Source organism: Nocardia sp. NPDC004168, assembly GCF_040610355.1.
GTDB classification, from domain to species: Bacteria; Actinomycetota; Actinomycetes; order Mycobacteriales; family Mycobacteriaceae; genus Nocardia; species Nocardia sichangensis.
The window spans coordinates 483,358-502,546 of sequence record NZ_JBEXME010000002.1; the positions used below are offsets into that span (position 1 = coordinate 483,358).

The following is a 19,189-nucleotide window of genomic DNA, read 5'->3' on the forward strand; positions in this document are numbered from 1 at the left end:
TCTGTCGAAAGCCCCCGCTGTGATGCGCAACACAAGAAGCGTAGGCGCGACAGTGCGATAGGTCAAGTTGACCAGTCCATTTGACAAACTCGACCGCCTGTGGATCCGGGTACGGTCATCTGCACGAACAGCCGGAGCCGGAAGGACGCATCGGACGATGGCACCACTCTCGCCCACGGTGGCGCGCTGGGAGCTCATGCTCCGGATCAAGCGCCGCCGCACCGAGTTCGACGTCTCCGCGTCCGTCATCGCCAAGGAACTCGGCTTCACGTTGTCGTATTGGTCGAAGGTGGAGAAAGAACGCGTCCTGGCCGAGGACAAGCTGCGAAAGTTGATGAGCTTGCTCGAATTCGACCAGGACGAACGTGCGGAGATGTTGCGGCTCCGCGACATCGCGAAGCGACGCGGCTGGTGGTCGGAGTACGCGGAGTTGTTGTCGGACGAGGTGATCCGCCTCTACGGGTTGGAGCATGGGGCGCAGAGCATTCGGACTTACACGAGCATCTTGGTCCCAGGTCTGCTGCAAACCGAGGACTACGCGCGGGCGGTGATCGCCAACGACCGCGCGCGGATTCGGCAAGTGGAAATCGATCGCTGGGTAGAGGTCCGCCTGCGGCGCCAGAAACGACTTACCGAATTAGAGCCGCTGCAGGTCACCGCGATCGTCAACGAGGCCGCGCTGACTCAGCGCACCGGAGGCGAGACTGTCTTGGAAGGCCAGTTGCGCCACTTGCTATCGATTACCGAGACGCATGCGGACACGGTCGACATTCGTGTCATACCCTTCGACGCGCCGGGCGGCGTGCTGCTCAGCGGTGCGTCGTTCCACCTCCTCGGGTTCGAGAATGCACTCCTACCCGACGTGGCGTGGACCGAGACGCTGATCCATCTCGGGGTGATCGAGGAGAGCGAACCGGTGCGCCACCTCGCGACCATGTTCGCTACCACTCTCGCCGAGCACGCCCTCTCGCAGAACGAGTCCATAACGTTGATCGAACGCAGACTCGCCGCGTTGTAGCGTGATCGGTATGGGGAGCGCGGGCCGCTGGTTCAAGTCATCACATTCGAACGACAGCACCGCCTGTGTCGAAGTGTGTTTCGACAGCGCCTTGGTGCTGGTTCGGGACAGTAAGTTCCGAGGAGAGCCGGACGCGTCGCCCACGCTGGCGTTCACGCCGACCCAGTGGGAAGGATTCACCTCCGCGATCCGCACCGCCGACCTCACCTGACACGTCTCCCAGCAGACTCTCAGCTTCACGACACCCATAACACAGCTCCATCCGGAAGAGTGTTCCCGTCGATGCGAAGCGATCCATCGACAGCTTCACCGGTGGGCAACTGCCCTGCCCACCACTGGAACCGGCCGGCGGCGCAGCCCCCTCGCATGCGTCGCCGGCCGCTCAGGTCCACGAGTGGCACATGGCTGCGGCAGAACGCGAGAGGACCTCTTCGTGGTGTACCACTCGTGAGTCAGGCGAGGAGGTGGAGGAAGTGTTCGACTTCGGACTGGATGGCGGTGCGGGCGGGGGTGAGGTATTCGCGTGGGTCGGAGAGGTCGGGGGCTGCGGCTAGGCGGGCGCGGATGGCGGCGGTCATCCGGATGTTGAGGCGGGTGGCGATGTTGATCTTCGTCATGCCGTGTTCGACGGCGGCGCGCAGGCCGTGATCGGGGACGCCGGATGAGCCGTGTAGCACGAGGGGGACCGGGACCTTCGCGGCCAAGTGGGCGATGAGGTCGTTGTCGAGTTCGGCGGTGCGGGTGTGCATGGCGTGCGAGGAGCCGACGGCGACCGCGAGTGCGTCGACGCCGGTAGCGGTCACGAATTCGACCGCCTCGTCGGGATCGGTGCGTGCGCCGGGCGCGTGGGCGCCGTCCTTGCCGCCCACCTCGCCGAGCTCGGCCTCGATGTGCACACCGCGCTCGTGGCACCAAGCGGTGATCGCGGCGGTGGCGGCGCGGTTGTCGGCGTAGTCGAGGGCCGAGCCGTCGTACATCACCGAGCGGATGCCGAGATCGACGGCGGCATGGATCAATTCGGTGCTGGTGGCGTGGTCGAGATGCACCGCGATCGCGGCCTCACTGTCGGCGGCGATGCGCAGGCAGGCCAGTGCCAGCGGGGCGATGCCGCGGTGATGGCGCGCGGTGTTCTCCGACAGTTGCAGCACCACCGGCTTTCTCGCCGATTCCGCGGCGGCCGCGATCGCCTCGGCATGCTCGAGGGCTATCACGTTGAAGGCGCCGAGTCCGCCGGGGCGGGCCGTGGCGATCAGATCCGGTATCGAGGTCAGCGGCATGGTTGCGTGCTTTCAAGGGCGAGCGGCGTACAGGGTTTACGGCGGAGGCGCGACCGGATGCGTTGGGGACCGGCTTGCGCGTCCGTGGCCGGCTCGCCGCATGCCGAGGTCGTCGGCGGGTGAACGCGGCATGTGGTTCGCCATCCGAGCCGCGTAAGCGACCAGGGTCGCGGGATCGCCCGGCTCGCCCGCATCGCGGGAGCGTTCCGCACGTTCGCGCGCAGCGGCGAACCGGCTCGGCCGTCATGGAGAAGTCTTCTGCGGTGTGGAGATGTCCAGTTCCCGAACCTGGACGGTCGGGGCGAGGCGGGTGCGCAGGGAGCGGTCGATCTCGCCGGCCACCGGAACCACCACGGCGGCCGCGGAGGTCGCGACCACGTCGGCGAGCAGGGCGGCCCAGTCCGGGCGCGATTCGGAGGAAAGGGCGGCGATCACCGCCGCCACCGCGGCATCGCCCGCGCCGGTGGGGTTTCCGGCGAGCGGTTCGGCGAGCGCCCCGGTCCACGCGCCGTCGGCGGTCACCGCGACGATCCCCTCGGGACCGCGGGTCGCGATCAGGGCGCGCACTCCGTTGTCGATCAGCGGCTTCGCGGCGATGACGATGTCGTCGGCGGTCGTCGGCCGGGTGCCGATGAGGCGCTGTAATTCGGTCTCGTCCGGAGTGAGCACGATGCCGGGCACCTGGGCGGCCAAGCGCAGCGCTTCGCCGTCGACGTCGCAGATGGTGGGCACGTCGGCCGCGATGGCGGTGCGGGCGATCTCGGCGGGCAGGGAGGGTTCGATGCCGCCGGGCAGCGACCCGGAGATGACCAATCCGGCGATTTCCGGGAGCAGTCCCGCCACCCGGACCGACAACTGTTCGGCGGCATGCGGATTGGAGACTCGCGCACCCGGCTCCCAGAGCGCGGTGGCCGTGCCGTCCTCGGATTCGCTGATCACCACGGTGCGGCGCACCCAGGGCAGCGCGTGCACGAAGTCGACCGGCATCTCCAGTTCGGCGGCGGCCGCGAAGGCGTGGTCGGAGAACCCGGTGGCCCTGGCGTACTTGCCGAGCTGATTCAGTACCCGGGTCACGTTGATGCCCTTGCCGCCGATGCGCTGCTCCACCGACCGGACCCGGTGGGCCTGCCCGCGTTCGAAGCGTTCGACGCGATAGGTCATGTCGTACGCGGGATTCATTGTCACGGTGAGGATCACTTCAACCACTGTCCACGTCTGAGCACCCCACGCAAGTGGAGATTGTCACGGACTGTCAATATGTCGGCGAAATAGCCGGGCCGCAGGTCACCGACGTCGGCGAGCCCGAGCGCGGCGGCCGGAACGGAGGTGGCCGCCAGGACCGCCGCGCGGAGCGGGACGCCGGCGTCGCGCACGGCCCGCGCGACGCATTCCAGCAGGGTGCTGACGCCGCCCGCGATCGAGCCGTCCGCGATGCGCGCCACGCCGGCACGGACCGTCACCGGCTGCGGACCGAGCTGGTACTCGCCGTCGCCGAGCCCCGCGGCCTGCATGGCATCGGTGACCAGCGCGACTCGCCCCGGCGCGGTCGCGAACACCAGCGCGGCGAAGCCCGGATCCACGTGCACGCCGTCGCCGATCAGCTCCACCGTCACGTCACCGCCCGCGGCGGCCGCCAGCGCCGCGGCGACCGGGCCCGGGTTCCGGTGATGCAGCGGTGGCATGCCGTTCGCCAAGTGCGTCACGAGGCTTCCTGATCCTTTGGGGGCCAGCGCGTTCCGGAACGACGTGTAGTCGGTGTCGCTGTGGCCGAGCGCGACCACCACGCCGTTGTCGGTCAGCCGCCGCGCGACGGCCGCGTAGCCGGGACGTTCCGGCGCGAGCGTCATCGCGCGCAGGTGCGCGCCACCCGCTTCCAGCAGCCGGTCGGTCAACCCGAGATCGGGGTCGCACAGATATCGCGGGTCCTGCGCCCCGCAGCGCGCCTCGGACAGGAAGGGTCCCTCGACGTGGATACCGCCGAGCGCGCCTTCCTCGGCGAGTTCGCGCAAGGTGGCGGTCTGCGCCACCATTTCCGCGGCGGGGCCGGTGACCACGCTCGCCACCACGGTGGTCGAGCCGCGCGCATGGTGCGATTGCGCCGCCGCGCGGGCCTGCTCACCGCGCACGGTATCGAACCGGTACCCGAACCCGCCGTGATTGTGAATGTCCACAAGCCCCGGCAGCACGGTTCCCGAAAATGGCGGCTCAGGTAAATCGCGATGCGTCGCGCGCCACTGCGCGAACGACCGCACCGCGTCGATCCGATCCCCGGACACCATCACTACGCCGTCGTCCACCGTGACGCTCGCCGAGACGATGCGCCCCCGGATGAGCTGTGTGTGTGCTGTCATTCGAGTGCCCCTCGGCTCGCGCGGACCGGCCGCTGGATAGGGATGTCCACTGTGCTGGCTGAAGTTTGCCGTGCGCGACTGTCGACGAACGGCCGGGCGGCCGGGATGATCCGGAAGCGGTACGTCGTCGGGTGCGGGACCGCGCCGCACGGGTTCGAGGCGCGCAGGTGGTCACCGTGTCCGGCGGCAACCGTCTCGACGGGATTGGACCCAGGATCACTGGCGCTACTCGCGGTGCCGACCATGTGGCCGGGCTGTGCTGCCACCGAGCCGCCGCGCGGTCGCCCGTACGACGATCCGGCCCTGAAGACCCGCGCGGGGCCCTTGTCGAGAGGCACGCTCGGCGAGACGTGGGGTCCTCGGTTCGCCGGCCGCGCGGGTGACGTCATGTCAACGCTCCGCTGCGGGCGAAGAGGGCGGCGCCTGCCAAGCCCGCGCGTGCGCCGAACCGGCCGAGGACGACTCGGGGAGCGGGGACCAGGCGGAGCCGGTCGGACAGGGCGCGGTGCAGTGGGTCGGTGAGCGCCGCGCCCGCTCCGGCGAGCCCGCCGCCGAGGACGACGAGTTCGGGGCAGGCCGCGTGGACGATGCCGACCAGACCGTCGGCGAGCGCGTCGACCGCGTCCGCCACGACGGCGGCGGCGTCGGGGTCGGTGGACATGAGTGCGAAAACTTCCGCCGCGCCGCTGGTCTCGCGTCCGGTGCGTCGGGTGTAGGCCCGCGCGATGGCCGCGCCCGAGGCGACCGTCTCGACGCATCCGGTATTGCCGCAGGGGCAGGGCAATCCGCCCGCACGCCGCACCGGCACGTGCCCGTACTCGCCGACCTGGCCGTAGCTGCTGCGCACCAGCCTCCCGCCGACCGACAGCGTGCCCGAGATACCGGTGCCGAGAATGACGACGCACACATTCTCGTGGCCCTGCCCTGCGCCGTACCGCCATTCCGCCCAACCGGCCACGGCGACATCGTGTTCGATCAGCGTCGGTACACCCCAGCGCTCGGGGAAGCGGTCGCCCACGTGCACGTCCCGCCAGCCGACGTTGCTGCTGAACACGGCGACCGACCGGGCGGTGTCGACGATGCCGGGCAGCACGACGGCGGCGCGACGTACCCGGCGGCGGTCGGATTCCGGGAGTCCCCCGAGTAACCGATCGCCCAGCTCGCCCATGGCATCGAACGCGGCCGGACCATGCGGTGTAGCCACGGTGCCCACGGCCAGCGCAGCGCCCCCCGCGTCGGTGATCTCGCCTTTGATGGTGGTGCCGCCGACATCCATGCCGAGCACGAGCACGTCGTCCGGCAGCGCCCGCGCCGCTGCGCCGAGTATGTCCGTGGGCTGCCCGGCCGAACCTCGCCGCGCGGTCGGCCGGTCGCCGGGGCAGGCGCGGTCCGTCCCCGTGCCGCGCGATCCGGACACGGACGCACCCGACGGCGCACGCGGCTGCTCGGTTCCCATCCTCGGCACAGTAGTTCGTGGTGGCTCCCGCGACGGTGCGCATGCGGCCTGTGGTGATGTCACGAGTTCGAGTCGACTCGAGGCCGACGGTGTGGCTGCGGGCGCGACGATGCCGTCCGCACCCGGCGCGGTACGGCGAATGCTCACCGCAGGCCCTCGGTCACGACTTCAAAACCACCGAGCGATTCAGGCCGCGCGGGTGGTCGGGGTCCAATCCCAGGTCGGCGGAACGCAGGAGGCAGAGCCGATGCACTCGGACCAGGTCCGCCATCGGGTCGATGTCGCGATGCTCCAGGTGGGCGCCGGTGGCGGCGACGTCGTCGGCGAAGCCCGGCTCGAGTGGGCCGAACGCCCAGACCGCCCGGCCGGGCGCCGAGATGGCGATCGGGCCGTGGCGGTACTCCGTCGCCGGATACGCCTCCGTCCAGGACTGACAGGATTCGCGCAGCTTGAGCGCCGCCTCCTCGGCGATGGCCGCCGCGAATCCCATACCGACGAAACTGATCTGCTCGGCGTGGCGGACCGCGGCCAGCGACGCGGCGGGATCCTCGGTGAGCACCGCGCGCGCTCGGGCGATCACCGAGGTGAGGTCTTCGCCGAGGTGGTTGCGCAGGATGGCGAGGGTGGTCGTCGCGAAGCGGGTCTGCACCACCGACCGCTCGTCGACCTGGTCGATGAGGATCGGGTCGCCCAGTTCGAGGACGGGCGTGCCGGGACTGGAGCAGATCACCGTCCGAGGGACGTGCGCCGGGATGTCCCGCATCGCGCGCACCACTTCGGTGGTGGTGCCGGAGCGGCAGATCACCAGGTAGCGGTCGTACTCGCGAGCGCGGACCGCGCTGGCGGGCCAGGCGTCGGTGAGGCCATGACCCGCGCCCTCGCGCAGTGCCGCGATGGCGCGCGCCATGAAATACGACGTGCCGCAACCGATCACCGCGACCCGCTCGCCCGGTTTCGGCAGTACGGCGCGATGTTCCGCCGCGACGGCGGCGGCGTGCGTCCAATCGTCCGGCTGGGTGGCCACTTCGGTGACCAGATGCGGCTGCGGCGTGTGGTCGGCAGGCGTAGGCACGCAATCAGCTTCACTCCGAATGATCGTTTATGTCAAATTTCGCTCCAAAACGGTCACATATGATCACAATTCGGGCTAGATTGAGGTGCACCGACGGTGTGTCCTCCCATCATCGGCGGCTCCGCTGGCGCCGGGTGGGTAAATCTGAAAGGTTCTGCTCGTGAAAAGACCATTCCACCGCGTGCTTGCCGGAGTCGCGATGGTCACCGGCGTCGCGCTGGCCCTGTCGTCCTGTGGGTTCGGTTCGAAAAGTGGTGCGGACTCGGCTACCACGATCAATTTCCTCGCTCCCGCCTACAGCGACGGCGCCACGGGCACCAAGGCGCTGTGGGACGGCATCATCGCCGAATTCCAGAAGCAGAACCCGGGCATCACCGTCAATCTGCAGATGGAGTCGTGGAACTCGATCAACGACGTGGTGCGCACCAAGCTCCAGTCGCAGTCGACCACCCCGGACATCCTCAACATCGACGCCTACGCCAGCTTCGCGGGCGACGGCCTGCTCTACCCGGCGACCGACATCGTCTCCGCGCCGGTGCTGGCCGACATCCAGCCCGCTTTCGCGCAGAACGCGGCGCTGAACGGCACGCAATACGCGCTGCCGCTGTTCGCCTCCACCCGAACCCTGTTCTACAACACCGAACTGTTCGAGAAAGCGGGCATCGTCCGGCCGCCGAAGAACTGGGCCGAGCTGACCGACGCGGCGAAGAAGATTCAGGCGCTGGGCGGCGGCGTCTCCGGGTACGGGCTCCCGCTGGGCAGCGAGGAGGCGCAGGGCGAAACCTCCATCTGGACCTTCGGCGCGGGTGGCTCGTGGGCCGACGGCGACCGGGTCACCGTGGACACCCCGGAGAACCTGGAAGGGGTGCGGGCCATGCGTGAGCTGATCGACGCCGGTGCGACGCAGCCGAATCCGGGCGCGACCGACCGCAAGGACGTGATCAACGCCTTCATCCAGGGCAAGATCGGCATGATCGAAGCCCTGCCGCCCACCATCGGTCAGATCACCGCGAAGAATCCGGGTCTGCGGTACGCGACCGCGCCTTCGCCGACCAAGACCGGGAACCCGGTCACGCTCGGGGTGGCCGATCATCTGATGGCGTTCAAGAAGGACGGCGCCAAGGCCGAGTCGATCAAGAAGTTCCTCGACTACTTCTATTCGGCGGCGGTATACGCGGACTTCGTCAAGCACGAGGGCTTCATCCCGATCACCCACAGTGCCGCCACCGCCCTCGCCGAGGACCCGGTGACGAAGGCGTTCGCCGCCACGCTTCCGGTCGCGAGGTTCTATCCGAGCAACAACCCGAAATGGGCCGTGGCGCAAGGGGTGATCCGCCAGCAGATGGGCACCATCGCACAGGGCGCCGACCCCGCTCAGGTGTTGCAACGGATCCAGGAAGCAACGAAATAGCGTGCGGCGCAGAGGAGTACTGGCGGCACTGCCGTGGATCGGGCCGTCACTGGTCCTGATCGCGGCCGTTGTCGCCTTCCCGGCCTGCTACATGCTGTGGACCAGCACCAGGGACCTCAGCGCCTACGGCCAGGACCGGGGTGCCGCCGGACTGGCCAATTACCGGGCGCTGTTCGACATCTCGGAACTCGGCTCGGTGCTGGTCCACACGGTGGTCTGGGTGGTCGGCGTCGTGCTGGTCACGCTGGCGTTGTCCGCGGCGCTGGCCCAATTCCTGAACAAGGAGTTCCCCGGCCGCGCCGTGGTACGGATGGCGATCCTGGTGCCGTGGGCGGCGTCGGTCGTGATGACGACCACGATCTTCTACTACATGCTCGATCCGGACGTGGGCATCGCCAATCGGTTCCTGGTGGACATCGGCCTGCTCGACCGCGGATACGGGTTCACCAAGCAGCCGACGCAGGCGTTCCTCGTGGCGATGGGCGTCGCGGTGTTCGTCTCGGTGCCGTTCACCACCTACACGATTCTGGCCGGACTGCAAGCCATTCCGGCGGAGATCGAGGAGGCGGGGCGGGTCGACGGCGCGAGCGCCTGGCAGCGCTACCGCCATCTCACATTGCCGCAGCTGCGTCCGGCGATCGCGGTGGCGACCATCATCAACATCATCAACGTGTTCAACTCGCTGCCGATCCTGCAAGTGATCACCGGAAGCATCGCAGGCTTCTCGGCGGACACCACGACGACGCTGACCTTCAAGCTGATCCGGCAGAACCAGCAGGTCGACACCGCCGCGGCGATGAGCGTGCTGAACTTCGCGCTGATCGTCGTCGTCATCGCGATCTACGTGAAGCTGGTCCGTCCGACCGCGGAGATCGACCGATGACGACGCGGGTGGAGGTACGCGAGCAGACCACGGCGACGCCGCCCGCCCCGGCGGCGCCCGCGCGGCGTGCACGACGCCGCTGGGAGCTCACCGCCGTCGGCGTGGTGCTCGCCGCGGTGTTCCTGCTGCCGTTCGTCGTGATGGTGCTCGGTTCGCTGAAGAGCAGAGCCGAGATCCTGCGCATCCCGCCGACGTATCTGCCGCAGTCCTGGCATCCGGACAACTACGCGACGATGTGGGACACCCCCGAGACTCCGCTTCCGTTCAACCTGGCCAGCACGATCATCATCGCGGTCTGCGCCACCGCTTTGGTGCTGGCCGTGGCGATTCCGGCCGGGTATTACACGGCGCGGCACCGTTTTCCGGGGCGCCTGGTGTTTCTCGGCGTGGTGCTGGTGACCCAGATGTTGCAGCCGACGGTGCTGGTCACCGGGTTGATCCGGGAGTTCTTCGCGCTCGGCATCAACGACACCTGGCTGGCGATGATCTTGGTGAACGCCGCGTTCAACCTGTCGTTCGCGGTGTGGATCCTGCACAGTTTCTTCGCCGCGATCCCGGTGGAGATCGAGGAAGCCGCGATGCTCGACGGGCTCGGGCGCGGGCAGATCCTGGTCCGGGTGAGCCTGCCGCTGGTGTGGCCCGGCATCGTGACGGCGACGATCTTCGTCGTGGTGGCGTGCTGGAACGAATTCGCCGCCAGCCTGGTCGTGCTCACCACGCCGGAGAACCAACCGCTGTCGGTGGCGCTGACCAAGTTCGTCGGCCAGTACGACACCGCGTGGCAATACGTGTTCGCGATCTCCACCGTCGGCATCGTCCCGGTGGTGCTGCTGTTCGCTCTCATCGAGAAGCGTCTGGTGGCGGGGTTGACCGCGGGAAGCGTGAAATAGCCTGCGAGAACTGGCGCACCGGGATGACGGAATCGCCGCGCCGCCACCGTTCGGCGCGCTGATGGAAGGTAGCCGCGCGGTAGCATCGAGAGGTGACACGGCGGGATCACGGACCCAAGGACGGTCGCAGCTACGGCGGGCTGTCCAAGGAACAGCGGGTTGCCCAGCGGCAGACCCGCCTGATCGATGCCGCTCTCGAACTATTCGGCACCCAGGGATACGCGGCCACCTCGATCGAGCGCCTCTGCGCCGTGGCGAACGTCTCCACGCGCAGCTTCTACGAGGACATGGGCAGCCGCGAAGCGCTGCTCATCGCCCTGGCGAATCGCATCACCTCCCGTGCGCTGGAACGCGCGCTGACCGCACTGGCGGCCACCGAGAACGAGCCCTTGCCCGCCCGCGTGGTAGCGAGTTTCCGCGCTTATCTGAGCGTCACGTGCGCCGACGCCCGGTCCGCGCGGGTCTGTTATGTCGAGGTGGTCGGCGTGAGCACGGTGGTGGAGCAGTGGCGCAGGCAGCAGCGTGGCCTGCTGTCGGCGCTGCTGATCAGCGAGGCCGAACGCGCTGTCGGCCGTGGCGAGACCGGTCCGCGGCGTTTCGATCTCTTCGCGCTGGCCGTGATCGGCGCGGTCACCTCACTCGCCCAGGAATTGGTGCAGGGTACGGCGCCGGGTTCGGCGGTGAGTCTGGACGAGATCTGCGAAGAGATCGCCTACTTCGTGAATTCCGGTCTTTCCCAGGCGCGCGATCCGGGTGCGGAAGACGGGCGTCTTCCCGCTACCGCGGCGCTTCCGGCCCGGCCCACCGTCGAGGCCGATGTGTTCTGAGCGGGGTCGGTGTCGGCCGTGCGGATTTCCGCGGTCGGTGGGTGCGTGTGTTCATATTGTTCGCGTGTTCGCCGAAACAGCAGGTTGCCCGCGCGAGCGGGGCGGTGTGAGATGACCGGGCCGTCGGATCGTCCGCAACGGTGGAACCGGTTGCTGGAATTGCTCGCCGAATCCGGGCGGCTTTCGGTGGAGGAGGCCGCCGAGCGGCTCGGTGTGTCCGCCGCTACGGTGCGTCGCGATTTCACCGCGCTCGCCGAACAGCAGCTGGCCACCAGGACGCACGGCGGTGTGGTGGCGACCTCGGTGGCCTACGATCTGCCCGCGCGTTACCGGCAGAGTGCGGGCGAGGCCAAGCAGCGCATCGCCGAACACGCCGCGTCGCTGGTCGATCCGTGCGCGGTGGTCGGGATGAACGGCGGCACCACCACCACGGCGGTGGCCAGGGCGCTGGCCGTGCGCACGGATCTCGGATCGGCCGGTGACGAGCAGCTCACTCTGGTCACCAACGCGCTGAACATCGCGGGGGAGATGGTGCTGCGGCCACACGTGCGCACGATCGTTCTCGGCGGCGTGGCCCGGCGCGAGTCCTATGAGCTGCACGGGCCGCTGGCCGAACGGGCGCTGGCCGAACTGCGGCTCGACGATCTCGTGCTCGGCGTGAACGCGATCTCCGTCGAGGGCGGCGCACAGTGCAGGCACATCGACGAGGCCGGGGTGACCACCGAGATGGTGCGGCGTTCCGGCCGGGTGCTGGTGGTGGCCACCGCGGACAAGCTCGAGCGCACCGCACTGGCCCGCATCTGCGGCATCGAGCAGGTGCAGGTGCTGGTCACCGATACCGGCGCGGATCCGGGGGCGGTGCAGGCGATCCGGGCGGCGGGCGTGCGGGTCGACGTGGTGTAGGCGCTCACGCCGTCTGCGCGATCCAAGTGTCCCAATAATCTTCGTACCACTGACGGAAGTTCTGGCCGTACGACATATTGCTGTGGCTTCCTCTCTCGAAGCGATAGTGATCAGCTATTCGTTGTACCGCCTCGTCGTGGGAGAACTCTCCACCGCGATATCTCTCATAAATCCTGCGGTATTTCCCCGAGACGCTGTGATTGATGTCCGGCCCGCCATTTTCGAGTATCTGGCGGCGTATGGCGAGCTGTGACATGACGGCATGGCCCTCGTTCCGCAGCGACCGGTCCACATGATCGACCACCCATTGCTCCCGCGTTCGGCCCATCGGCGGCGAGGGGGCGTCGTTATGCGGATTACCGGGGTGGGCATGGTCGATCTCATGTGCGAGCGCATCGGCGGAGGCTCTGGCGTTGCCTTCCATATTGCGATCGAGAACAACAGCCTTCTCGTCGTAGTCGGCATAGGTTCCGTCCCCTCTCTTTCCGTAGCGAATGGTCCATCCGAACTGCTGTACGTCCTGGATCTGACGAATGAGGTCCTCGGATAACCCGGCGATTTCGTCGACTTCTCCGCCCAGCCCGGTCTCTACGGACGTCGAGTAGCCGAGCCGCTGTAGGCGTTTCTGGTATTCCGGGATTTCCAGGGTTTCCCTTCGGATGGCATCCCGACCGGCGAGATCGGCGTCAATTGTCTTGGCGACGGTCAGGTTGACTTCTCCGCTGAGATTATGGACATTGTGCGATGCGGCATTCGCGTATCTCGATAGATCGCGGCGTAGGCCGGTCGTCAGGTTCAGGAACAGTTCGCGGAGACGTCTCATTCCGGGCTACCGCTGCCGAGGCTCCGAGCTCGTCCACGGTTCTCGTGTACGGATATATCTCTGAGGAGTTGCGAGCGGGCATGGAATCTGATGCGCAGCTTTCTCGCCCCATGCTCAGAGGTGAACGAAACCGCTCCTTCGGGCGGAATCCTCGGGTCGACCCGTGTGTTTTCCATCGGGAGTTCGAAGATCCCGGCCATATCCGCGCGGGTGATGCGGACGTCCATCGCGACGTGCATGATCACCAGGGCATGTGAGCCGACTGCCCCCGTGCGCGGGGCGCGGAACACGATTGATGAGAACGGCCCGACGTCTGGGTATGCCACGAATTCGCGTGCCTGCGGATCGGCGCAGGGTACTGCACTGAACTCCGTCCCGCACGCCGAGGAGACATAGTGTGGCGTGAAGCATTCCGGGACCGCCAGTACATGATCGGCAATCAGTCGGATCTCGCGGATGTATGGCGATGTCATGCTGGCTGTTCCTCCGCGGGCCGAAGTGCTCAGGCCCGCGGATCATGACGCTCACATGCCGGAAAATCGTTCCTACCAGCGGTGGTGTGGCGCGGTCATCAGGATGTCGAGCAGCTCGGGCTCTGTGCGGTTTTGGGCTTCTTCGCAAGTGTGGCAAACACGTGGCACCACAGTTATTCCCACCATTGGGAATAAATTGAAGCCCGGATCAGGCTGGTAGCGAACGAATTACTGATAGCTGGACCAAGTGTCGGTCGGTTACCGATCGGCGGTGCTGAACCGATTCAGCGGCGTATCGGCGCCGGTGGGTCGGCGCATGGCTCGCGCCCAAACGAGGAATCCCCAGGCTACGAATCCCGCGTAGACCAGATACAGCGTCGCCGACGGGTAGTAGCCCGCACGCACCAGCAGTGGAATGCCGACCAGGTCGACCGCGATCCAGATCAACCAGAACTCGGCCAGCCCCCTGGCCATGCCGTAGGTGGCCAGCACCGAGCCGGTGAAGATCCATGCCTCGGCCCACGGGCCGTAGGAACCGAGCCATTCGAAGAGCTGGGCGAAAACGGCCGTGCCCGCGAGCATCGCCACCACCAGTACGACGCGTTCGCGCGTGCTCGCCCAGCGCGGGTCGACGCCGCGGTGCTCGAGCGCGGTCCCGCGTGCCGCGTGCCGGTACCAGCTCCACCAGCCGTACACGCTGACCGCGATGAACATCAGCTGGCGTCCGGCCTGTCCGGCCATGTTCAGCTGCTGCGGAGTGTGGAACACCCCACCGACGAATACGGTGAACAGCAGCGCGTTCCCGGCGATGCCGACGGGCCAGGCCCAGACCCGCCGCCGCATGCCGCCGATCGCGGAAGCCAAGCCGAAGCCGTTGCCGACCACCTCGCGCCAGAGGATCTCCGAGCCCGCGATGTGCAGCTTGGCGTCGAGCAGCGTGAGGATCGGGTTCACCTGTCGTGTAACCCGCGGCGGGGCGTATCTCATCCGTTCGGATCGCCGCGATCGGAAATGCGCGGTGCGGACCGTAACGATTGCGCAATCTGGCGACGCCATTCGCAATGTCCGTGCAACGGGGTGCTCCTATGGTGGCCGTCATGAGCACGGAGAGCGATACCGCCGGGGGGACCGGAATTCATCTCAGCGGATTGACCAAGACCTTCCGGGTCGGGCGGAAAACCGTGCAGGCGCTGGCGAGCGTCGATCTGCACACCGAGCAGGGCGCGTTCCTGTCGCTGCTCGGTCCGTCCGGCTGCGGCAAGTCGACGGTGCTGCGCATTCTCGCTGGCCTGGAGACGCCGACGGCGGGCAAGGCGCTGATCGACGGCTCGACGCCCGCCGAACTGCGCGGCAAGCACGCGTTCGGCATCGCCTTCCAGGATTCGGCGCTGCTGCCGTGGCGATCGGTGGCGTCGAATATCGCGCTGCCGCTCCAGGTCGCGGGCATCACGCCGGAGCCGGGGCAGATCGATGACCTGATCCGCCTGGTCGGGCTGGACGGCTTCGAGAAGGCCAAGCCCGCGCAGCTGTCCGGCGGCATGCGCCAGCGCGTCTCGATCGCGCGCGCACTGGTGGTGAAGCCCACCGTGCTGCTGCTGGACGAACCGTTCGGAGCGCTGGACGACATGACCAGGCAGCGGCTCAATCTGGAGTTGCTGCGGATCTGGACCGAGAAGCCCGCGACGACGTTGATGGTGACCCACGGCATCGCGGAGGCGGTGTTCCTGTCCGACGTGGTGGCCGTGATGAGCCCGCGGCCGGGGCGGGTGCTGGAACTGGTCGAGATCGATCTGCCGCGTCCACGGCTGCCCGAGATGATGCGGACACCGGAATTCCACAAGCTGCACGACTATCTGTCCGAGCTGCTGTTCGGGACTGCCGGAAAAGGAGGCGTCGCATGAACGAGCACCAACCGGAACGCTGTGTGCGGCACCGTAAGCCGGGCTGGCAGCGGGCGAGCGTGCGCACTGGGCCGCTGCGGCGGCAGCCGTGCGTCCGGCGGACAGGGGATACGGCGTGAAGCGCTTCGGCGGCGTGCTCGGCGTGCTGGGGCTGGTCGCGGTGTGGTGGGCGCTCGCGGCGTTCGAGGTAGCGGGCGGCACCATACCGAGTCCCTGGCAGGTGCTGCACACCATGTACTCCGACGGATGGGGCCTGTACGGCCCTAATTTCCGGATCACCGCGCTCGGCGCGCTGCAGGGATTCGTCTGGGGCAACGGCCTGGCCATCGCCCTGGCCGTCCTGATCGTGCTGGTCCCGCCGATCGAGTCGCTGGCGACCCAGTTGGCGATCCTGAGCTATTGCACTCCGCTGCTCGCGCTGGGCCCGATCATCCTTGTGGTGTTCGGCGGACGCACCCCGACGGTCTTCCTTGCCGCGATGTACTGCTTCTTCACCACTATGGTCGGCACCGTCGCCGGGTTGCGCTCGGCCGACCGGACCAGCCTGGAGCTGGTGCGCGCCTACGGCGGCGGACGCTGGCAGCAGTTGTACCGGGTGCAGGCGATCTCGGCGCTGCCGAGCACGTTCGCGGCGTTGAAGATCGCCGCGCCGTCGGCCGTGCTCGGCGCGATCATCGGCGAGTACCTCGGTGGCGTGGACAGCGGCATCGGGGTGGCGCTGACCGCCGCCCAGACCTCCTACAACGTGCCACGCACCTGGGGCATGGCGCTGGCGGCCGCCGCGCTGGCCGGACTCGGCTACGCGCTGGTGGCGCTGGCCGCCCGCCTGGCCGCGCCCTGGACCGTCCGGGAGGCGCGATGAAGATCTCCACGCGCGTTGCGCTGCACCAGGTCACGGGGGAGGTCCGATGAATCTGCTGCGACGGATCGGGATCTTCCTTTTCCCGCTGTGCACATCGCTGGTGCTGATGCTGGTGATCTGGTACGTCTTCCTGAAAGCGTTTCCGCAGGTCGGCCCGCGGGTGGGCAAGACGCCCGGCGATATCTGGACCTACTTGGTGACGGCGCCCAACGCCGCGACCGCGCGGCAGGCGATCCTGGACGACCTGCAGATCACGCTGCGTGACGCGGCGCTCGGGTTCGGCGCGGGCATGCTCGCCGCGTTGGTGGTCGCCGCGCTGTTCGTGTCGTTCGCCGCGATCGAGCAGACCTTCCTGCCGGTGGCGATGCTGCTGCGCTCGGTTCCGCTGGTGGCGCTCACGCCGATCATCGTGCTGGTGTTCGGCCGCGGCCAGGCCGGGGTCGCGGTGCTCGCCGCGATCGTGGTGTTCTTCCCCGCGCTGGTCATGATCATGGCGGGATTGCGCAACGCGCCGCGGCAGGCGCTGGAACTGGTGGCCGCGTACGGCGGATCGCGGTGGACCGGGCTGCGCATGGTGGCCGTGCCCGCGGCGCTGCCCTCGGTGTTCGCCGCCGCGCGGATCTCGGTGCCGGGTGCGCTGATCGGCGCGTTGCTCGGTGAGTGGCTCGGCAGCGGCACCGGCCTGGGCGCCGGCTTGATCCGGGCGATCCCCACGTTCCAGTACAGCAAGTTGTGGGCATCGATCGTCATCGTCACGCTGGTCTCGGTGGCGCTCTACGCGATCGTCGGTGTCGTGGAGAACCTGGTGCTGGCCCGGTTCGGACCGGAAGCGGGACGACTCTGACCGAACCGAATTCCTCGCTCGGAACGCCAAAGTAAAGAAAATGAAACGCGCTGCGCTTAGATTCGGCCCATGACACCCGCGCACCGCTCCACGTTCGGGCACCTGAACCGACGCTCCTTCCTCCGTTACTCCGCATTCGCCGGCGCCGCGCTCGGCGGTGCGGGCGCACTGGCCGCCTGCGGAGGGAGCTCCGGTGATTCGCCGGGCGGCACCACCGCGGACGGATCGAAATACGGCGGCGTCGCGGTGCAGCTTTCCTGGCTGAAGAACATCGAATTCGCGGGCGAATACTTCGCCGACTCGAAAGGCTATTTCAAGGAGGCGGGTTTCGGCTCGGTCGACTTGATCGCGGGCGGCGCGGCCAGCACGTCGGTAGAGGCCGGATTGGATACCGGGAAGGTGTGGCTGGGCCTGTCCGCGCCGCAGACCACCGCACCCGCGATCCTGGAGGGCCTGCCCGCCAAGATCGTCGCCACCACGTATCAGAAGAACCCGTTCGCGATCGTGTCCTCCGCGGCGAAACCGATCAAGACGCCCGAGGACATGAAGGGCCGCAAGATCGGTGTGCAGGACACCAACCAGTTGATCTTCAACGCGCTGCTCACCGCCAACGGGTTGAAGCCGGGCGATGTCACCGTCGTGCCCGCCCAATTCGACCCGACCCCGCTGGCCAACGGGGAGGTCGACGGATGGGTCAGCTACGTGACGAACGAACCGATCACGCTGGCGGCCAAGGGCTTCCAGAACACACACTTCTTGTTCGCCGACTTCAATCTGCCGCTGGTCGCCGAGACGCTCACGGTCGCGCAGTCCACCATCGACAAAGAGCGCGACAAGTTGAAGGCGTTTCTGGCCGCCGAGATCAAGGGCTGGAAGGACGCGGTGGCCGATCCGGCCGAAGCGGCCCGGCTCGCGGTCGAGGTGTACGGCAAGGATCAGAAGCTCGATCTCGCCGAGCAGACGAAAGAGGCTGTCGCGCAGAACGATCTAGTGGTTTCGGCGGATACCGCCACGGGCGGACTGCTCTCGATGACCGACGCCCTGATCGAACAGAACATCGCCGCGCTGCGTGCCGCGAAAATAGACATCAAGGCCGCGCAACTGTTCGACCTGTCCGTATTGCGCGAGGTGTATGCCGAGCACCCCGGCCTGAAATGATCAGAGACCCACAGCGGTTTTCGGCGTGATCGGGATTTCGCCGCTGTACGGATCGACCGCTCGCACCGGCTGCGCGGCGCGGGCGGCCAGCAGTTCGGCCGCGATCGCGACGGCCATCTCGGGCGCGGTGCGTGCGCCGATGTCGAATCCCGCGGGCGAGTGCAGCCGCGACAGCGTCTCCTCGCCGAAACCGCCTGCGCGCAGGTCCTCCATGCGCCGGATGTGCACCTGGCGTGACCCCATGGCGCCGAGATAGCCGACCTCGGGTAGTCGCAGCGCCACGGTGAGTAGTGGAATTTCGAAGGTGGGATCGTGCGACAGCACGACTATGGCCGTGCTGCTGTCGATTTCACCTGCCGAGGAGAGGATGTTGAGGTAGCGGTGCGGCCAGTCGACCACGACCTCGGCGCCGGGAAACGATTCCGGCGTAGCGAAATTGGGGCGAGAGTCGCAGATGGTCACTCGGTAACCGAGCAACCTGGCCTGCACGGTGAGTGCGGCGGCGAAGGAATTGGCGCCGAAGATGATCAGGCGCGGCGGCGGAGCGAACGAGGCGACGAAGACATCGGAATCGGGTAGCGCGACCAATTCGGTGGCGTGCCGCTTGTCGGTGATCAGGTGCTGGCCGATCAGGTCGGCATCGGAGTTCCACACCACCGTGAAGACGGTGACCCTGCGGTGCGCCGCGATCTCGGCGGCGACCTCCGGGAACTCCGGGAAGTGTCTTCGAGAGAACGGTTCGGTGAAGACGTCCATCATTCCCTCGCCGTGCGCGCCCCCGTCCACGCCGCCGGCCACGCCGAAACGGTGCATCGCGCGGCGGCCGGTCCGCGCGGCCTGGAGCACGGACTCGTAGGCGATGTCCTCCAGCCCGCCCGCGGCGACCGATCCGTAGACGCCCCCGTCCGGGTCGACCAGCATCGCCGAGCCCACCGGTAAGGGCGCGGCGCCCACGGTGCGCACGATGGTGCCGAGTCCGCCGGTCCGGCCCGAGTACCACACCCGCAACAGGTCGTCGACGATGTCCCGCATCAGCTAGC

At 67.8% G+C, this 19,189-nt stretch carries 20 protein-coding genes; 11 read left to right on the top strand and 9 right to left on the bottom strand.

Annotated features, from left to right (window positions below; all coding sequences use genetic code 11):
• Positions 1-157 precede the first annotated feature (157 nt).
• Complete coding sequence (locus ABZW96_RS06025; RefSeq protein ID WP_355071774.1) at positions 158-1,018, top strand: helix-turn-helix transcriptional regulator; 861 nt, start codon at positions 158-160, stop codon at positions 1,016-1,018.
• Positions 1,019-1,028: 10 nt separating this feature from the next.
• A complete protein-coding gene (locus ABZW96_RS06030) occupies positions 1,029-1,229 on the top strand; it encodes a DUF397 domain-containing protein (RefSeq protein ID WP_355071776.1) in 201 nt (66 codons plus the stop codon).
• A 241-nt stretch (positions 1,230-1,470) separates the two neighbouring features.
• On the opposite strand, the gene ABZW96_RS06035 is transcribed toward ABZW96_RS06030, so the two are convergent.
• The 5 genes from ABZW96_RS06035 to ABZW96_RS06055 all read right to left on the bottom strand — a co-directional run bounded on the left by ABZW96_RS06035 (position 1,471) and on the right by ABZW96_RS06055 (position 7,174).
• Complete coding sequence (locus tag ABZW96_RS06035; RefSeq protein WP_355071778.1) at positions 1,471-2,295, bottom strand: class II fructose-bisphosphate aldolase; 825 nt, start codon at positions 2,293-2,295, stop codon at positions 1,471-1,473.
• A 243-nt stretch (positions 2,296-2,538) separates the two neighbouring features.
• A complete protein-coding gene (locus tag ABZW96_RS06040) occupies positions 2,539-3,492 on the bottom strand; it encodes a hexose kinase (protein WP_355071779.1) in 954 nt (317 codons plus the stop codon).
• The gene (locus ABZW96_RS06045; protein ID WP_355071781.1) at positions 3,489-4,646 is read right to left on the bottom strand and encodes an amidohydrolase family protein; all 1,158 of its coding nucleotides are present in this window, start codon (positions 4,644-4,646) and stop codon (positions 3,489-3,491) included. The genes ABZW96_RS06040 and ABZW96_RS06045 overlap by 4 nt, the downstream gene beginning before the upstream one ends.
• Before the next feature lie 385 nt (positions 4,647-5,031).
• Positions 5,032-6,102, bottom strand: a complete 1,071-nt coding sequence (locus ABZW96_RS06050; RefSeq protein WP_355071783.1) for an ROK family protein — start codon at positions 6,100-6,102, stop codon at positions 5,032-5,034.
• Between the two features lie 160 nt (positions 6,103-6,262).
• Positions 6,263-7,174: a sugar isomerase gene (locus tag ABZW96_RS06055; RefSeq protein ID WP_355071785.1), complete on the bottom strand. Its 912-nt coding sequence runs from the start codon at positions 7,172-7,174 to the stop codon at positions 6,263-6,265.
• A 160-nt stretch (positions 7,175-7,334) separates the two neighbouring features.
• Between ABZW96_RS06055 and ABZW96_RS06060 the strand changes: the two genes are divergently transcribed.
• From ABZW96_RS06060 to ABZW96_RS06080, 5 genes are all read left to right on the top strand, one after another.
• A complete protein-coding gene (locus ABZW96_RS06060) occupies positions 7,335-8,585 on the top strand; it encodes an extracellular solute-binding protein (protein WP_355071787.1) in 1,251 nt (416 codons plus the stop codon).
• Between the two features lies 1 nt (position 8,586).
• The gene (locus ABZW96_RS06065) at positions 8,587-9,468 is read left to right on the top strand and encodes a sugar ABC transporter permease (protein WP_355071789.1); all 882 of its coding nucleotides are present in this window, start codon (positions 8,587-8,589) and stop codon (positions 9,466-9,468) included.
• Positions 9,465-10,358 (top strand): carbohydrate ABC transporter permease, encoded by an 894-nt coding sequence (locus ABZW96_RS06070; RefSeq protein ID WP_355071791.1) that lies wholly within the window; start codon positions 9,465-9,467, stop codon positions 10,356-10,358. Before ABZW96_RS06065 ends, ABZW96_RS06070 begins: the two co-directional genes overlap by 4 nt.
• A 92-nt stretch (positions 10,359-10,450) precedes the next feature.
• Positions 10,451-11,185, top strand: coding sequence for a TetR/AcrR family transcriptional regulator (locus tag ABZW96_RS06075; RefSeq protein WP_355071793.1), 735 nt, complete (start codon positions 10,451-10,453; stop codon positions 11,183-11,185).
• A gap of 111 nt (positions 11,186-11,296) precedes the next feature.
• Positions 11,297-12,088, top strand: a complete 792-nt coding sequence (locus tag ABZW96_RS06080; protein WP_355071795.1) for a DeoR/GlpR family DNA-binding transcription regulator — start codon at positions 11,297-11,299, stop codon at positions 12,086-12,088.
• 4 nt (positions 12,089-12,092) lie between these two features.
• On the opposite strand, the gene ABZW96_RS06085 is transcribed toward ABZW96_RS06080, so the two are convergent.
• The 3 genes from ABZW96_RS06085 to pnuC form a co-directional block, all read right to left on the bottom strand.
• The gene (locus tag ABZW96_RS06085) at positions 12,093-12,911 is read right to left on the bottom strand and encodes a hypothetical protein (protein WP_355071797.1); all 819 of its coding nucleotides are present in this window, start codon (positions 12,909-12,911) and stop codon (positions 12,093-12,095) included.
• Positions 12,908-13,384, bottom strand: a complete 477-nt coding sequence (locus ABZW96_RS06090; protein WP_355071799.1) for a hypothetical protein — start codon at positions 13,382-13,384, stop codon at positions 12,908-12,910. Before ABZW96_RS06090 ends, ABZW96_RS06085 begins: the two co-directional genes overlap by 4 nt.
• A 258-nt stretch (positions 13,385-13,642) precedes the next feature.
• A complete protein-coding gene (gene pnuC / locus ABZW96_RS06095; protein ID WP_355071800.1) occupies positions 13,643-14,338 on the bottom strand; it encodes a nicotinamide riboside transporter PnuC in 696 nt (231 codons plus the stop codon).
• Positions 14,339-14,481: 143 nt separating this feature from the next.
• Here pnuC and ABZW96_RS06100 point away from each other — a divergent pair, with 143 nt between their 5' ends.
• The 4 genes from ABZW96_RS06100 to ABZW96_RS06115 all read left to right on the top strand — a co-directional run bounded on the left by ABZW96_RS06100 (position 14,482) and on the right by ABZW96_RS06115 (position 18,149).
• Positions 14,482-15,285 (top strand): ABC transporter ATP-binding protein, encoded by an 804-nt coding sequence (locus ABZW96_RS06100; protein ID WP_355071802.1) that lies wholly within the window; start codon positions 14,482-14,484, stop codon positions 15,283-15,285.
• 115 nt (positions 15,286-15,400) lie between these two features.
• Entirely contained in the window at positions 15,401-16,147 is a 747-nt protein-coding gene (locus ABZW96_RS06105; protein WP_355071804.1) for an ABC transporter permease subunit, read from the top strand.
• 46 nt (positions 16,148-16,193) lie between these two features.
• Positions 16,194-16,991, top strand: a complete 798-nt coding sequence (locus ABZW96_RS06110; RefSeq protein ID WP_355071806.1) for an ABC transporter permease subunit — start codon at positions 16,194-16,196, stop codon at positions 16,989-16,991.
• A 69-nt stretch (positions 16,992-17,060) separates the two neighbouring features.
• Positions 17,061-18,149 (top strand): ABC transporter substrate-binding protein, encoded by a 1,089-nt coding sequence (locus ABZW96_RS06115; protein ID WP_355071807.1) that lies wholly within the window; start codon positions 17,061-17,063, stop codon positions 18,147-18,149.
• Here ABZW96_RS06115 and ABZW96_RS06120 read toward each other — a convergent pair whose 3' ends face one another.
• Positions 18,150-19,181: an XdhC family protein gene (locus tag ABZW96_RS06120; protein WP_355071809.1), complete on the bottom strand. Its 1,032-nt coding sequence runs from the start codon at positions 19,179-19,181 to the stop codon at positions 18,150-18,152. It abuts the gene before it with no gap.
• Positions 19,182-19,189: the final 8 nt, after the last annotated feature.

Excerpts from the sequence above, each read along its gene's own strand:
- ABZW96_RS06110 (WP_355071806.1), top strand. The coding sequence starts at position 16,194 with ATGAATCTGCTGCGACGGATCGGGATCTTCCTTTTCCCGCTGTGCACA.
- ABZW96_RS06045 (WP_355071781.1), bottom strand. The coding sequence starts at position 4,646 with ATGACAGCACACACACAGCTCATCCGGGGGCGCATCGTCTCGGCGAGC.
- ABZW96_RS06120 (WP_355071809.1), bottom strand. The coding sequence starts at position 19,181 with ATGCGGGACATCGTCGACGACCTGTTGCGGGTGTGGTACTCGGGCCGG.
- ABZW96_RS06090 (WP_355071799.1), bottom strand. The coding sequence starts at position 13,384 with ATGACATCGCCATACATCCGCGAGATCCGACTGATTGCCGATCATGTA.
- ABZW96_RS06050 (WP_355071783.1), bottom strand. The coding sequence starts at position 6,102 with ATGGGAACCGAGCAGCCGCGTGCGCCGTCGGGTGCGTCCGTGTCCGGA.
- ABZW96_RS06035 (WP_355071778.1), bottom strand. The coding sequence starts at position 2,295 with ATGCCGCTGACCTCGATACCGGATCTGATCGCCACGGCCCGCCCCGGC.
- ABZW96_RS06085 (WP_355071797.1), bottom strand. The coding sequence starts at position 12,911 with ATGAGACGTCTCCGCGAACTGTTCCTGAACCTGACGACCGGCCTACGC.
- ABZW96_RS06080 (WP_355071795.1), top strand. The coding sequence starts at position 11,297 with ATGACCGGGCCGTCGGATCGTCCGCAACGGTGGAACCGGTTGCTGGAA.
- ABZW96_RS06115 (WP_355071807.1), top strand. The coding sequence starts at position 17,061 with ATGACACCCGCGCACCGCTCCACGTTCGGGCACCTGAACCGACGCTCC.
- ABZW96_RS06070 (WP_355071791.1), top strand. The coding sequence starts at position 9,465 with ATGACGACGCGGGTGGAGGTACGCGAGCAGACCACGGCGACGCCGCCC.
- ABZW96_RS06025 (WP_355071774.1), top strand. The coding sequence starts at position 158 with ATGGCACCACTCTCGCCCACGGTGGCGCGCTGGGAGCTCATGCTCCGG.
- ABZW96_RS06100 (WP_355071802.1), top strand. The coding sequence starts at position 14,482 with ATGAGCACGGAGAGCGATACCGCCGGGGGGACCGGAATTCATCTCAGC.
- ABZW96_RS06030 (WP_355071776.1), top strand. The coding sequence starts at position 1,029 with ATGGGGAGCGCGGGCCGCTGGTTCAAGTCATCACATTCGAACGACAGC.